Source organism: Streptomyces sp. NPDC049627 (assembly GCF_044465645.1).
GTDB lineage: Bacteria > Actinomycetota > Actinomycetes > Streptomycetales > Streptomycetaceae > Streptomyces.
Genome location: NZ_JBITLW010000005.1, coordinates 1 through 14,457, shown reverse-complemented (window position 1 = coordinate 14,457; position 14,457 = coordinate 1). Strand labels below are relative to the sequence as shown.

10 protein-coding genes and 1 pseudogene are annotated in these 14,457 nt (G+C 70.2%); 7 read left to right on the top strand and 4 right to left on the bottom strand.

Annotation, left to right across the window (positions count from 1 at the left end):
* From ACIBU0_RS14510 to ACIBU0_RS14500, 3 genes and pseudogenes are all read left to right on the top strand, one after another.
* A pseudogene (locus ACIBU0_RS14510) lies at positions 1 to 183 on the top strand (DNA-binding response regulator); the annotation flags it as partial.
* 167 nt (positions 184 to 350) lie between these two features.
* Entirely contained in the window at positions 351 to 3,485 is a 3,135-nt protein-coding gene (locus ACIBU0_RS14505) for an efflux RND transporter permease subunit (RefSeq protein ID WP_398816967.1), read from the top strand.
* 122 nt (positions 3,486 to 3,607) lie between these two features.
* Positions 3,608 to 5,812: a protein kinase gene (locus tag ACIBU0_RS14500; RefSeq protein WP_398816964.1), complete on the top strand. Its 2,205-nt coding sequence runs from the start codon at positions 3,608 to 3,610 to the stop codon at positions 5,810 to 5,812.
* Positions 5,813 to 5,832: 20 nt separating this feature from the next.
* On the opposite strand, the gene nadA is transcribed toward ACIBU0_RS14500, so the two are convergent.
* Positions 5,833 to 7,017 carry a quinolinate synthase NadA gene (nadA, locus tag ACIBU0_RS14495; protein WP_398816961.1) on the bottom strand — a complete coding sequence of 395 codons (1,185 nt, stop codon included), beginning with the start codon at positions 7,015 to 7,017 and terminating at the stop codon, positions 5,833 to 5,835.
* A 328-nt stretch (positions 7,018 to 7,345) separates the two neighbouring features.
* Between nadA and ACIBU0_RS14490 the strand changes: the two genes are divergently transcribed.
* Positions 7,346 to 7,702: a HesB/IscA family protein gene (locus tag ACIBU0_RS14490; RefSeq protein WP_398816958.1), complete on the top strand. Its 357-nt coding sequence runs from the start codon at positions 7,346 to 7,348 to the stop codon at positions 7,700 to 7,702.
* Between the two features lie 123 nt (positions 7,703 to 7,825).
* Here ACIBU0_RS14490 and ACIBU0_RS14485 read toward each other — a convergent pair whose 3' ends face one another.
* Together ACIBU0_RS14485 and ACIBU0_RS14480 are read right to left on the bottom strand one after the other, a co-directional pair.
* On the bottom strand, positions 7,826 to 9,583 hold the full coding sequence (locus ACIBU0_RS14485; RefSeq protein WP_398816955.1) for a hypothetical protein: 1,758 nt from the start codon (positions 9,581 to 9,583) through the stop codon (positions 7,826 to 7,828).
* Positions 9,584 to 9,769: 186 nt separating this feature from the next.
* On the bottom strand, positions 9,770 to 9,979 hold the full coding sequence (locus ACIBU0_RS14480) for a hypothetical protein (protein ID WP_398816952.1): 210 nt from the start codon (positions 9,977 to 9,979) through the stop codon (positions 9,770 to 9,772).
* A gap of 131 nt (positions 9,980 to 10,110) precedes the next feature.
* Here ACIBU0_RS14480 and ACIBU0_RS14475 point away from each other — a divergent pair, with 131 nt between their 5' ends.
* On the top strand, positions 10,111 to 11,085 hold the full coding sequence (locus tag ACIBU0_RS14475; RefSeq protein WP_398816949.1) for a carbohydrate kinase family protein: 975 nt from the start codon (positions 10,111 to 10,113) through the stop codon (positions 11,083 to 11,085).
* A gap of 90 nt (positions 11,086 to 11,175) precedes the next feature.
* On the opposite strand, the gene ACIBU0_RS14470 is transcribed toward ACIBU0_RS14475, so the two are convergent.
* The gene (locus ACIBU0_RS14470; protein ID WP_398816946.1) at positions 11,176 to 12,555 is read right to left on the bottom strand and encodes a cysteine desulfurase/sulfurtransferase TusA family protein; all 1,380 of its coding nucleotides are present in this window, start codon (positions 12,553 to 12,555) and stop codon (positions 11,176 to 11,178) included.
* 290 nt (positions 12,556 to 12,845) lie between these two features.
* On the opposite strand from ACIBU0_RS14470, the gene coxB reads away from it, so the two are divergent.
* Together coxB and ACIBU0_RS14460 are read left to right on the top strand one after the other, a co-directional pair.
* The gene (gene coxB, locus ACIBU0_RS14465; protein WP_398816943.1) at positions 12,846 to 13,811 is read left to right on the top strand and encodes a cytochrome c oxidase subunit II; all 966 of its coding nucleotides are present in this window, start codon (positions 12,846 to 12,848) and stop codon (positions 13,809 to 13,811) included.
* Positions 13,808 to 14,457: cbb3-type cytochrome c oxidase subunit I (locus tag ACIBU0_RS14460; protein WP_398816940.1), on the top strand; the 650-nt coding region annotated here is incomplete at its 3' end. The genes coxB and ACIBU0_RS14460, both read left to right, overlap by 4 nt.

Sequence of the window (14,457 nt, the reverse complement as noted above, 5' to 3'; positions counted from 1 at the left end):
CCGTGTACTGGGCCCGGTAGCGCCGTCCGCGTCGCGGCCGGCGGTGAGGTCTTGCTCTCGCCGGCCGCCACCAAGGGTCTGATCGCCCGCTTCCTTGCCCAGGGCGGTAGCGAGGACGACGACCGCGCCCAGCTCGTGGTGATCGCGTACGAGTCGGGGCTGGTCCGTCCGAGGGTGGAGTGAGCTCCATCCCGTGTACTGCGCCGGGAGTATGCGCCGGATAAGGAAATGGACCTGGGGTCTAGGAATCCGCGCTCCCCGATGGCTCAGGGTGTAGGGGCGGGCGCTCATCTGTCATGCACAGGCGTCTGCTGCCACTTCTGCCGCTCACAGAAGAGAGACCCTGACCCATGTCCTGGCTGTCCAGATTCAGCCTCGCCCAACGCGCCCTGATCGGCCTGGTGTCGATCATCGCGCTCGCCTTCGGGGCGATCGCGATACCCCAGCTCAAACAGCAGCTGCTGCCCTCCATCGAACTGCCCATCGTGTCCGTCCTCGCGCCCTACCAGGGCGCGTCGCCGGACGTGGTCGAGAAGCAGGTCGTCGAGCCGATCGAGGACAGCCTCGAAGCCGTCGACGGCATCTCCGGCGTCACCTCCACGGCGAGCGAGGGCAACGCCGTGATCATGGCGTCCTTCGACTACGGTCCCGGCACCCAGCAGCTCGTCGCCGACGTCCAGCAGGCCGTCAACCGGGCTCGCGTCCAGCTGCCGGACGACGTGGACCCGCAGGTCATCGCCGGTTCCACGGACGACATCCCGACCGTCGTGCTGGCCGTGACCTCCGACGAGGACCAGCAGGCCCTGGCCGACCGGATCGACCGGACCGTCGTGCCGGACCTGAAGGACGTCGACGGCGTCGGCCAGGTCACCGTGGACGGCGTACGCGACCTCCAGGTCACCGTCACGCCGGACGACGCGAAGCTGGCGAAGGCGGGCCTGACCTCGGCGGCCCTCACCCGGGCACTCCAGGCGGGCGGCGCCACCGTCCCGGCGGGTTCCTTCGACGAGGACGGCGCCAACCGCACGGTCCAGGTGGGCGGCGGCTTCACCTCGATCCGGCAGATCGAGGACCTGATGGTCACCGGCGAGGGCACCTCCGGCAAGAAGCCGGTCCGCCTCGGTGACGTCGCCGCCGTCAAGCAGGAGCAGGCCCCGGCCGACTCCATCACCCGCACGGACGGCAAGCCCTCCCTCGCGGTCGCGGTGACCATGGACCGCGACGGCAGCGCGGTCGCGATCTCGGACGCGGTGCGGGACAAGCTGCCGGACCTCCGCAAGGACCTCGGCTCGGGCGCCACCCTCACCGTGGTCAGCGACCAGGGCCCGGCGGTGAAGAAGTCCATCGACGGACTGACGACGGAGGGCGCGCTCGGCCTGCTCTTCGCGGTCCTCGTCATCCTGGTCTTCCTGGCGTCGATCCGCTCCACCCTGGTGACCGCGGTCTCCATCCCGCTGTCGGTCGTGCTGGCCCTGATCGTCCTGTGGACGCGCGACCTGTCGCTGAACGTCCTGACGCTCGGCGCGCTGACCATCGCCATCGGCCGGGTCGTCGACGACTCGATCGTGGTCCTGGAGAACATCAAGCGGCACCTCGGCTACGGCGAGGAGCGCCAGGCGGCGATCCTGAACGCCGTCCGCGAGGTGGCCGGCGCGGTGACGTCCTCGACGCTCACCACGGTCGCGGTCTTCCTGCCGATCGGCCTGGTCGGCGGCATGGTGGGCGAGCTGTTCGGCCCGTTCAGCCTGACCGTCACCGCCGCGCTGCTGGCATCGCTGCTCGTCTCCCTGACGGTCGTACCGGTGCTGTCGTACTGGTTCCTGCGCGCCCCGAAGGGCACACCCGAGGACGCCGAGGAAGCGCGCCGGGTGGCCGAGGAGAAGGAGGCGAAGAGCCGGCTGCAGCGGTTCTACGTCCCCGTCCTGCGGTTCGCGACGCGCCGCCGTCTGACCAGCGTGCTGCTCGCGCTCGTCATCCTGGTCGGCACGTTCGGCATGGCGCCGCTGCTGAAGACGAACTTCTTCGACCAGGGCGAGCAGGAAGTCCTCACCGTCAAGCAGGAGTTGAAGCCGGGCACCAGCCTGGCGGCGACGGACGAGCAGGCCCGGCGGGTCGAGAAGCTGCTGGCCGGCACCAAGGGCGTCAAGGACTACCAGGTCACGGTCGGCTCGTCCGGCTTCATGGCGGCCTTCGGCGGCGGCACGGACACCAACCAGGCGTCGTACCAGGTGATGCTGGAGGACTCGGCGTCGTACGACGAGGTGCAGGGCCGTATCGAGGCGGGTCTCAAGAAGCTCGACGGCATCGGTACGACCACCATCGCGGCCGGTGACGGCTTCGGCGCCCAGGACCTGAGCGTCGTCGTGAAGGCGGCCGACGCCGACGTCCTGCGCAAGGCGGCCGAGCAGGTACGGGAAGCCGTGGCCGGGCTGGACGACGTCACGGACGTGACCAGCGACCTGTCGCAGAGCGTGCCGCGCGTCTCGGTGAAGGCCAACGACAAGGCGGCCGCGGCCGGCTTCGACGACCAGACCCTCGGCATGGCGGTGGCCCAGGCGGTCCGCGGCAACAAGGCGGCCCAGGCGACCCTCGACGACACCGAGCGGGACATCGTCATCCGGTCGGAGAAGCCGGCGAAGACCCTGAAGCAGCTTCAGGGCCTGCGCCTCGGCCCGGTGAAGCTCGGCGACATCGCGGACGTGAAGCTGGTGGACGGGCCGGTCTCGATGACCCGGATCGACGGCCAGCGTGCCGCCACGATCAGTGCGAAGCCGACGGGCGACAACACGGGCGCGGTGAGCGCGGACCTCCAGGCCGAGATCAACGGGCTGACCCTTCCGGCGGGTGCCACGGCCGAGATCGGCGGCGTCTCGCAGGACCAGGACGAGGCGTTCGCCAACCTGGGCCTGGCGATGCTGGCGGCGATCGCGATCGTCTTCATGCTGCTGGTGGCGACGTTCCGCTCGCTGGCCCAGCCGCTGATCCTGCTCGTGTCGATCCCGTTCGCGGCGACGGGCGCCATCGGTCTGCTGATCGCGACGGGCACCCCGATGGGCGTCCCCGCGATGATCGGCATGCTGATGCTGATCGGCATCGTGGTGACGAACGCGATCGTGCTGATCGACCTGATCAACCAGTACCGCAAGCAGGGCCACGGCGTCGTGGAGGCCGTGATCGAGGGCGGCCGCCACCGTCTGCGCCCCATCCTCATGACGGCCCTGGCGACGATCTTCGCCCTGCTCCCGATGGCGCTCGGCGTCACCGGCGAGGGCGGCTTCATCGCCCAGCCGCTCGCGGTGGTGGTGATCGGCGGCCTGATCACCTCGACCATGCTGACCCTGCTGCTGGTCCCGACGCTCTACACGATGCTGGAGCTCCGCAAGGAGCGGCGGGCGAAGAAGCGGGCGGCGAAGAAGGCGAAGAAGGCCGGCGCCCAGGCCGAGCCGACGTCGCACTCGGACGAGCCGGAGCCCGCGTCCGTCTGACCGTCCCGACCCACGGTGGCCGGGTCCCGAACCGTGAGCACGCGGTCCGGGGCCCGGCCACCGCCGGTCTCCGTTACGTATCCTGATGCCTCGAACCGCATGACGGGGGAGGGCAGTCGGGGGTGCCGCTGCGCAAGGACGACCCGAAGTCGGTCGGTGGGTACAAGCTGCTCGACCGGCTCGGCGCCGGCGGCATGGGCGCCGTCTACCGGGGCAGATCGCGGTCCGGCCGCGAGGTCGCCGTGAAGGTGGTGCACGCCCAGTACGCCGAGGACCCCGTCTTCCGCACCCGTTTCCGGCAGGAGATCGAGGCCGTCCGCAAGGTGAGCGGCGCCTTCACCGCGCCGGTCGTGGACGCCGATCCGGAGGCGGTACGGCCCTGGATGGCGACCCAGTACGTGCCCGGGCCCTCGCTCGCCGACCGGATCCGCGAGAGCGGACCGCTGAAGGGCGCCGAACTGCGGCGGCTGGCCCTCGGGTTGGTGGAGGCGCTGCGGGACATCCACCGCGCGGGGGTCGTGCACCGCGACCTCAAACCCGCCAACGTCCTGATGGCCGACGACGGCCCCCGCGTCATCGACTTCGGCATCTCCCGCGCGGCCGAGAACCACAACACCCTGACCGAGACCGGCCAGATGATCGGCACCCCGCCGTTCATGTCCCCGGAACAACTCACCGACGCCCGCACGGTGGGCCCTGCGTCCGACGTGTTCTCCCTCGGCGCGCTGCTGGTCTTCGCGGCCACGGGCAGGGGCCCCTTCGACGCGGACAGCCCCTACCTCACGGCCTACCAGGTGGTCCACGACGCCCCCGTCCTGGACGGCGTGGCGCAGCCCCTGCGCACGGTCCTGGAACGCTGCTTGGCCAAGGAACCCGCGGACCGGCCCGAACCGGGTGCGCTGGCGGGCGAGTTCGTGACCGCGCTCCCCGAGTCGGGTGACGAGGACCAGTCCACCGTGCCCCTGCGCGCGGACGCGATGGCCGTGGTCCGGACCCGCCCCGCCATGTCCCCTGTCCGACGGCGCGGTCGCATCCGCCCCCTGTGGACCACGGCCGGCACCGTCGGCGCCCTCGCCCTGGGGCTCACGGGATACCTGCTGCTCGGGCCCGGACTCGCGGACGACGACTCCCGGACGGGGGCGAACCCCGCCACGTCCGGGCGCTCCCGCTGGACGGCCGTGCCGACCGGCTGGAGGCCTTGGCAGACGACGGTGGACGCCACCGCCGCGCACGGCGTGAAGCAGCAGACCGACGTCGCCGGCTACGGCCTGGAGCACACTCCTGACTGCGTGGTGTACGAGGGTGGCGTCCACTGCGCGGGCGACGGGATCCTGCCCATGCGGATCGACGCGCTCACCGGACGGACCGTCTGGCGGGCCGACGGGGTGCCCTCCGCTGCGGGCAACGGGTGGTACACCTTCTCGGTCCTCGGCGTCGTGGACGACACGATGGTGGTGCAGCAGGAGTACCGCGCCGAGAGGGAGGGCGACGCCGAGTTCTCGGTCGCCGCCCTCGACACGGAAACCGGAAAGAGGCTCTGGCACCGCCGGCTGGACACGCGCCAGGTCGGCCCGCACCTCTCCGGCGACCTCGTGATCCTTCCGGACGGCAGCGGCCGTTCGGTGGTCGCCCTGTCACCGCGCACCGGAACCGAACGCTGGACGGCGCCGCTTCCGGCGGGGCAGTACTGCGACTGGGCGGACACCGGTGAGGACCCCTACCTCATGTGCGCCCCGGACATGATGGCTTCGAAGGACATGCTGCTCCTGGGGCTGGACCGGTCCGACGGCGCGGCGCGGCGCCTGACGCTGCCCCGCCGCGGAACTCTCGTCGGGACCTACGAGGGACGCCTGCTCTTCCTCGATCGGGTCGCGGGCAAGGACGCGTTCTCCCGGATCCGGCTGGTGGACCCGGACACCGGCAGGGGCACGTCCACGGAGCTGGCGGAGGAGTTCGAGGGCGATGTGACGCCGGCGGGCGGCACCCTGTGGTTCGCCACGTCCTCCGGTCAGGTCACCGGCGTGTCGGTCCGGACGGGAGAGCGACTGTGGCGGACCCGCACGGGCGTGGAGCAGCCGAGCGGCCTCACCCACGACCCGGGCACCCGCACGCTCTACCTGTCCAGCGCCGGCGGCCGGATCGCCGCCCTCGACGCGAAGAAGGGCACACCGCTGTGGGAGACCCTGCCGCGTGCCCAGCGGGCGACGAACCCGGGCTGGTCGTCGGGGGTGCTGCTCCACCACGGCGCCCTGGTCGTCGCCACCCAGGACGGAGACATCTTCACCGTCGACCCCGCTCACCCCGACCGGAAACCCGTGTCGGGGTGAGCCAAGGACTCTGACGGGACCTACGGCAGCGCCAGCATCCGCTCCAGCGCCAGCTTCGCGAACGCCTCGGTCTCCTTGTCGACCTCGATGCGGTTGACCAGGTTGCCCTCGGCCAGGGACTCCAGGGCCCAGACCAGGTGGGGGAGGTCGATGCGGTTCATCGTCGAGCAGAAGCAGACCGTCTTGTCGAGGAAGACGATCTCCTTGCCCTCCGGTGCGAAACGGTTCGCCAGGCGGCGGACCAGGTTCAGCTCGGTGCCGATGGCCCACTTGGAGCCGGCCGGGGCCGCCTCCAGGGCCTTGATGATGTACTCGGTCGAACCGACGTAGTCCGCCGCGGCCACGACCTCGTGCTTGCACTCGGGGTGGACGAGGACGTTCACGCCCGGGATGCGCTCGCGCACGTCGTTCACCGAGTCCAGCGAGAACCGGCCGTGCACCGAGCAGTGGCCGCGCCACAGGATCATCTTCGCGGCGCGCAGCTCATCGGCGGTCAGGCCGCCGTTCGGCTTGTGCGGGTTGTAGACGACGCAGTCCTCCAGGGACATGCCCATGTCGCGGACCGCGGTGTTGCGCCCGAGGTGCTGGTCGGGCAGGAACAGGACCTTCTCACCCTGCTCGAAGGCCCAGTCCAGGGCACGCTTGGCGTTCGAGGAGGTGCAGATCGTGCCGCCGTGCTTGCCCGTGAACGCCTTGATGTCGGCGGACGAGTTCATGTACGACACCGGCACGACCTGCTCGGCTATCCCGGCCTCGGTCAGCACGTCCCAGCACTCGGCGACCTGCTCGGCCGTCGCCATGTCGGCCATCGAGCAGCCGGCGGCGAGGTCGGGCAGGACCACCTTCTGGTCGTCGGACGTCAGGATGTCCGCCGACTCCGCCATGAAGTGCACGCCGCAGAACACGATGTACTCGGCCTCCGGGCGCGCGGCGGCGTCCCGGGCCAGCTTGAAGGAGTCGCCGGTCACGTCCGCGAACTGGATGACCTCGTCGCGCTGGTAGTGGTGGCCGAGCACGAAGACCTTGTCGCCGAGCTTGGCCTTGGCCGCGCGGGCGCGCTCGACCAGGTCCGGGTCGGACGGCGAGGGCAGGTCGCCGGGACACTCGACGCCGCGCTCGCTCCTGGGGTCGGCCTCACGGCCGAGGAGCAGCAGGGCGAGGGGCGTCGGCTGTACGTCGAGCTCCTGGGTCTGGGCGGTGGTCACGACACGCACCCTTTCTGTTCTGCGGCTCGCCGGGACCGGAAGCTCCGGACCCGGCGGGTCATGCGGGACACCTTCATCGACTTCTCGTCGAATTGACGCTATCTATCATAACCGGTTCACGTCAGTTTGACGATGGCCATCGTGTCGATGTGACGTGAATCCCGGTGGGGGCCCCGCGTATTCCCGATTGAGGCGTTTTCCGCTTCGTGCGCCGTGTGCGAGCATGAAGAAGGACCGAAAGACAAGCGCCCGGCCCCGGAATGAATCCGCGGCCTTGCCGGTTGCACTCGTCGGCAAGCAGTCTCCGTACAACCCGGGAGAGATGTAGATGTCCGTATCGGACGAGACCAGCACCGTCACCGACGGCATCGTCCTGACCGACGCCGCCGCGGCCAAGGTCAAGGCCCTGCTCGACCAGGAAGGCCGTGACGACCTCGCCCTGCGCGTGGCCGTCCAGCCGGGTGGCTGCTCCGGCCTGCGCTACCAGCTCTTCTTCGACGAGCGCTCCCTCGACGGCGACGTGGAGAAGGACTTCGGCGGTGTGAAGGTCGTCACCGACCGCATGAGCGCCCCGTACCTGGGCGGCGCCACCATCGACTTCGTGGACACGATCGAGAAGCAGGGCTTCACGATCGACAACCCGAACGCGACGGGCTCCTGCGCCTGCGGCGACTCCTTCAACTAGCCCGGCGGCGACCCCTGCGGTCGCGACCGGCTGAGACACAGAAAGGCGGCGGCCCCCTCCGACGGGGCCGCCGCCTTTCCCGTGTCCGCGGCCCTTACCGGGCCCCGGACGTCTGCGGTGCGCCTACTGGGCCCCGGACGTCTCCGGTGCGTCCGGGAGCCGCGCCCCGGGCTTCTCCAGCGGGATCGCCCGGCCGTCCGTGCCCACGACCTTGCGGTCGCCGAGCGGCTTGTCCAATTGCACCGTCTTGTGGAACACCTTGGCGATCAGTATGCAGACCTTGTCCGGCTGCGAGGTCTCGGTCACCCGGACCGTCACCTCCTCGCCGCTCTCGCTCGCCGTCACCTTGTAGTCGGCGCACACCCCGCCCGTGAAGGCGACGGTCACCTCGGAGCCCTCGGCCGTGTAGCCGTCCACCGTCACGTTCCGCGTGACCGGCGCCGAGGTCGGCTCGTCGTCCTTCGGCCCGGTCGGCCGCGGGCTCGGCTGCGCGGGCGGCTCCTCGGACGGCGTCGACGAGGCCAGGTACTTCGGATCGACCGCGGGATACGTGACCGTGAAGCTGTCCTGCGCACCCGGCGTCCGCACCTGGAACAGCCACGACGGCACCAGCGCCTGCCGCGCGTCCACGTAGTGCGAGGCCAGCCCGAACACCGCCTTCTCGACGGTGATGGTGTCCTTCGACGGCGCTCCCGTGGACGCCTGGGCACCGCAGGGCGCCTCAAGACGGTCCTTCAGCGGTACGGGGCTGGCGCAGCCGCCGATGCCCATGCGGCCGCCGGACGTGGGCGACGCGTTCATCAGCCCGAGTGTCTTCTCGGCGTCCAGCACGGGATACGTGTCCCCCTTCACCGGCGCCTTCAACTGGCCGCTCCCGCCGACCACCTCGCCCTGGGCGCTCACGGTCACCCCGGTGGTCCAGCCGTACGTCGGCAGTCCGCCGACCACCGGATCGGCGTTCACCACCCGCCGGCCGCCCATCAGCTGGCTCGCGTCGCGCTTCGCGTCATCCTGACCCACCGCCTTGAGAACCGGTGCGGCGGCCTTCTTCGCGGCCTCCTCGCTCACCGGGTCACCGGTCTGCCCGCCGGGCTTCTTGGCGCAAACAGTGGTGCTCCGACAGTCATCCGTGCCGGGCGTGTACCGGTAGAACGTCCAGGTGCCCGGCGCCTGCTTGTTCACCTGCAGACTGGGCCCCGACCCGTCCTTCGCCCCGACCCTCCAGGTCTGCCCCTGCGCCACCGGCGCCCCGTCCATGCCGAGCGCCTTGGCCAGCCGGGCCACCTCGGCCGCGCCGACCTCGCCCCCCGCCCGGTACACCGGCGCCGAGCCGGGCCCGTCGGGCAACTCCCCGCGGGCCTTGTAGGTGACGCCGTACGGGTTGGGCTCCCCGGGCGCGATGCCGTTGTTGTCGCCCTCGGTGTAGCCGTCCAGGTGGAGCGGCGGGGGAGTGTCGTCGCCGGGCGCCGCCGACGTCGTACCGTCGTCCGACCCTCCGGACGCGTTCGCGGCGAGGTAGGCCCCGCCGCCCCCGACGAGCAGGACGGCGGCGGCGACGGAGGCGATGATCGCGGGGGAGCGACGCCGTGCTGAATCGCCGACGCCGGGCTCTTCATGACGGGGCTCTTCATGACGGGGCTCTTCATGCCGGGCCTCGTCCTGAGGGGCCTCCGCAGGAGACGCCTCTTCACGAGCGCGCTCACCCTCGGTTTCCGCGGCCGCGGCCGCGGCCGCGGCCGCGTGCCCGGCCTCGGCCGCGGGCTCCGCCCCGTGCTCGCCCTCGGAGTCGGGAACGGCGGCGTCCTTCTCCTCCCGGACGCCCTGCTCCTCGGCGGAGCCGTCGGCACCCGTGTCGTCGTTCTCGGGTCGCTCCGTGTTCACCGCATCGCTCCTTCGGCTGCGCACATGTCCCATGACCCTGACCGGACCCTGCCAAAAAGGTCGGCCTACGGGGTCGTATCCCGCATCCCCTTTACGGGGGACAGCGATGGGACGCAGCGGGGGAGCGCGCGGTTCCCTCAAAGGCGCCGATTCGGGCGCCGTAGTTCGATCAGTCGCCTGGTTCGATCAGTCGCCGTAGTCCGACATCGCGTCCAGCAGTCGCGCCGAGGTCGGCGGCACGGTCACGCCATGGATGAGTGACGGGGAGACCGGACGGGAAAGAACGCGGTCGGGGACGGTCCAGTGGGGAGCCATCCGCGCGCAGTCACCGAGCAGCGACGCCAGGTCGACCTCCGGGTCGGCCGGAACGGGGGCGTGGACCTCGAATTTCGTCATAGCGGCACCGTATGCACGCCGGAGCCCGCGAAGAAAGATCTACTATCGGGTATTTTTGGCCGCTTCAGAGTCCCGGTCACGAACGGTAGCGTGGACTGTCAACCCAACCTCCCCGCAGGAGACTCCACGCCGTGCGCATCGCAGTCACCGGCTCCATCGCCACCGACCACCTCATGACCTTCCCCGGCCGCTTCGCCGACCAGTTCGTCGCGGACCAACTGCACACGGTCTCGCTGTCCTTCCTGGTCGACAACCTCGACGTACGCCGGGGCGGCGTAGGCGCGAACATCGCCTTCGGCATGGGTCAGCTGGGCACGAAGCCGATCCTGGTCGGGGCCGCGGGTTCCGACTTCGACGAGTACCGGGCCTGGCTGGACCGGCACGGCGTCGACACCGGTTCGGTCCGCATCTCCGAGACCCTGCACACCGCCCGCTTCGTCTGCACCACCGACGCCGACCACAACCAGATCGGCTCGTTCTACACGGGTGCGATGAGCGAGGCCCGCCTGATCGAGCTGAAGACGGTCGCGGACCGCGTGGGCGGCCTCGACCTGGTCCTCATCGGCGCCGACGACCCCGAGGCGATGCTCCGGCACACCGAGGAGTGCCGCTCCCGCGCGATTCCGTTCGCCGCCGACTTCTCCCAGCAGATCGCCCGGATGGACGGCGACGAGATCCGGATACTGCTGGACGGGGCGACGTACCTCTTCTCGAACGAGTACGAGAAGGGGCTCATCGAGTCCAAGACCGGCTGGAGCGACGAGGAGATCCTCTCCAAGGTCGGCCACCGCGTCACGACCCTCGGTTCGCGCGGTGTGCGGATCGAGCGCGCGGGGGAGGACCCGATCGAGGTCGGCTGCCCCGAGGAGGAGCGCAAGGCCGACCCCACGGGTGTCGGCGACGCCTTCCGTGCCGGGTTCCTGTCGGGACTGGCGTGGGGGGTGTCCTTGGAGCGGGCCGCTCAGGTCGGGTGCATGCTGGCGACGCTCGTCATCGAGACCGTGGGTACGCAGGAGTACCAGTTGCGGCGGGCGCACTTCATGGAGCGGTTCATGAAGGCGTATGGGGATGACGCTGCGGCACAGGTTCAGGCGCACCTGGTTTGAGGGTGACCATTCGTCTGCCTCGGTAGCGTCGTTGTCGACTGCGGGCGCGTGGGGGCTGGTCGCGCAGTTCCCCGCGCCCCTTCAGGGCGTTCAGGTCACCCGGCGGATCATGTACGCCGTCCCCTGCTCCGCCGGTTCCTCGCCCACGTACTCCTGGCCCCGCATCTCGCACCACGCGGGGATGTCCAGGCGGGCCGCCTCGTCGTCGGAGAGGACTCGCACCAGCCCGCCCACCGGCACGTTGCCGATGACCTTCGCCAGCTCGATCACCGGGATCGGGCACCTCTTGCCGAGGGAGTCCACGACCAGGACGTCCTCCTCCTGTACGACCGCCTCGGCGACCGGCGCCCCCAGCTTCTCCCGCACCTCCGCCACCGCCCCCGGCAGCACCTCCAGGAACCGCTCGACGTCCTCCTCCGGCGTCCCCGCCGGCAGTGACACGCGCACGTTCCCCTCGCTGAGCACCCCCATCGCCTTCAGCACATGGCTGGGCGTCAGCGTGCTGCTCGTGCAGGACGAGCCGGACGACACCGAGAACCCGGCCCGGTCCAGCTCGTGCAGCAATGTCTCCCCGTCGACATAGAGACAGGAGAAGGTGACGATGCCGGGCAGGCGCCGCGCCGGGTCGCCGACCACCTCCACATCCGGCACCAGCCGCGGCACCCGGGCCCGGATCCGCTCCGTCAGCTCCCGCAGCCGTACCGCCTCTTGGGCCGCCTCCGCCTGAACGGCGCGCAGCGAGGCCGCCGCGGCGACGATCGCCGGGATGTTCTCGAACCCGGCCGCCCGCCCCGACTCCCGCTCGTCCACGGGCCCTTGCGCGGCGAACCGCACGCCCTTGCGGACGACGAGCAGCCCGACTCCCGAAGGCCCGCCCCACTTGTGGGCACTCCCGGTCAACACCGACCAGCCACCCTCGACCCGCCCCCACCCGAGCGACTGCGCCGCATCCACCAGCAACGGCACCCCGGCCTCCCGGCACACGGCGGCCACTTCGGCGACGGGCTGCTCGGTCCCCACCTCGTGGTTGGCCGACTGAAGACAGGCGAGCGCGGTGTCCGTGCGCAGGGCATCCGCGTACGCCTGCACGCTGACGGCTCCCGCCCGATCCACGGCGACCTGCGTGACCGCCCCACCGGCCGCCTCGTGCGCATCAGCCGCATGGAGCACAGAGGAGTGTTCGACAGCAGACACGATCAGGTGGCGTCCGACGCGCCGACGCCCCGCCAACGCCCCGGCGACACCCGAGTGGACGGCCTTCGTGCCCGACGAGGTGAACACCAGCTCGTCGGCCCGGCATCCCACAGCCTCGGCAGCGGCTTCCCGAGCCGCATCCAGCAGCATCCGGGCCCGCCGCCCCTCCCGATAGAGACGGGCAGGATCAGCCCACCCCTCATCCAGGGAGGCCTGTAGCGCCTGCCGAGCAACAGGATGAAGAGGAGCACTGGAAGCAGCGTCAAAGTAGCCCACACAGCAACGCTAAACGTCCGGTGACTGCAACGTCCCAAAAGGGGCGCGGGGCGGTGACATTTGAGGCTCCGCCGCGGGGCGCGACCAGCCACAAACCACCCGCAGCCGCCAAACCAGCGAACCACCCCACCCCATAGGCACCCCTCCCCGCGAACCCCCGGAGGGCGTCGGCTAGGGTTTGGTCCGCATAAACATCCAAACCCCTGCCCGACGCAGGGCGGCGACCGACCAGCGAGAAGACGGCAGGCCGCAGCCAATCCGCGCGGGCGAGACTCTCGGGAAGGCGCTACGTGAGTCCCAACGGCTCCGACCGCTCGCCGCGGCGCCCGATGCGGCGGAAGCTGCTGCAGGCAATGACTGCGGGCCTGGTCCTGGCGACAGCCACCGGTTGCTCGTACAACTGGGAAGACTTCCCCCGTCTTGGTATGCCCACCCCGACCACGGAAGAGGCTCCGCGGATCCTCTCCCTGTGGCAGGGTTCCTGGGCGGCGGCGCTCGCCGTCGGCGTGCTGGTGTGGGGCCTCATCATCTGGAGCGCCATCTTCCACCGGCGTAGCCGCACCAAGGTCGAGGTCCCTCCGCAGACCCGGTACAACATGCCCATCGAGGCGCTGTACACCGTGGTCCCGCTCATCATCGTCTCGGTCCTCTTCTACTTCACGGCCCGCGACGAGTCGAAGCTCCTCGAGCTCAAGGACAAGCCCGACGTCACCGTGAACGTCGTCGGCTACCAGTGGAGCTGGGCCTTCAACTACGTCGAGCCCGTCGACGGTTCCACCGGTGACGCGAAGACCGACAAGAACCTGGCCGCGATCCCGGACCGGTTCAAGGAGGACTTCCCGGCGAACGCCGGCGGTGTCTACGACGCCGGCACCCCCGGCACCCGGAACCCGCAGACGGGCAACCCGGGTCCGACCCTGTGGCTCCCCAAGGGCAAGACGGTCCGCTTCGTCCTCACCTCGCGTGACGTCATCCACTCCTTCTGGGTGGTGCCGTTCCTGATGAAGCAGGACGTCATCCCGGGCCACACCAACGCCTTCGAGGTGACCCCCAACAAGGAGGGCACCTTCCTGGGCAAGTGCGCCGAACTCTGCGGCGTCGACCACTCCCGGATGCTGTTCAACGTGAAGGTCGTCTCCCCCGAGCGCTACGAGCAGCACCTCAAGGACCTCGCCAAGAAGGGGCAGACCGGTTACGTTCCCGCCGGCATCGCGCAGACGAGCCACGAGAAGAACCGGGAGACGAACAACCTGTGAGCATCCTCAACGAACCCCAGGGTGCCGCGGCAGCTGAGGACTCGTACGAGAACGAGCTGCCGGTCCGGCGCAGGCAACCCGGCAACGTCGTGGTCAAGTGGCTCACCACCACCGACCACAAGACGATCGGGACGCTGTACCTCGTCACGTCGTTCGCGTTCTTCGTGATCGGTGGCGTGATGGCGCTGCTGATGCGCGCCGAGCTGGCCCGGCCTGGTCTGCAGATCATGTCGAACGAGCAGTTCAACCAGGCGTTCACGATGCACGGCACGATCATGCTGCTGATGTTCGCGACGCCGCTGTTCGCCGGCTTCGCGAACTGGATCATGCCGCTGCAGATCGGCGCGCCGGACGTGGCCTTCCCCCGGCTGAACATGTTCGCCTACTGGCTGTACCTGTTCGGCTCGCTCATCGCGGTGGCCGGCTTCCTCACCCCGCAGGGCGCGGCCGACTTCGGCTGGTTCGCCTACTCCCCGCTGTCGGACGCGGTCCGGTCCCCGGGCGTCGGCGCCGACATGTGGATCATGGGTCTGGCCTTCTCCGGCTTCGGCACCATCCTCGGCTCGGTCAACTTCATCACCACGATCATCTGCATGCGTGCCCCCGGCATGACCATGTTCCGCATGCCGATCTTCGTGTGGAACGT

Excerpts from the sequence above, each read along its gene's own strand:
- ACIBU0_RS14505 (WP_398816967.1), top strand. The coding sequence starts at position 351 with ATGTCCTGGCTGTCCAGATTCAGCCTCGCCCAACGCGCCCTGATCGGC.
- ACIBU0_RS14490 (WP_398816958.1), top strand. The coding sequence starts at position 7,346 with ATGTCCGTATCGGACGAGACCAGCACCGTCACCGACGGCATCGTCCTG.
- ACIBU0_RS14480 (WP_398816952.1), bottom strand. The coding sequence starts at position 9,979 with ATGACGAAATTCGAGGTCCACGCCCCCGTTCCGGCCGACCCGGAGGTC.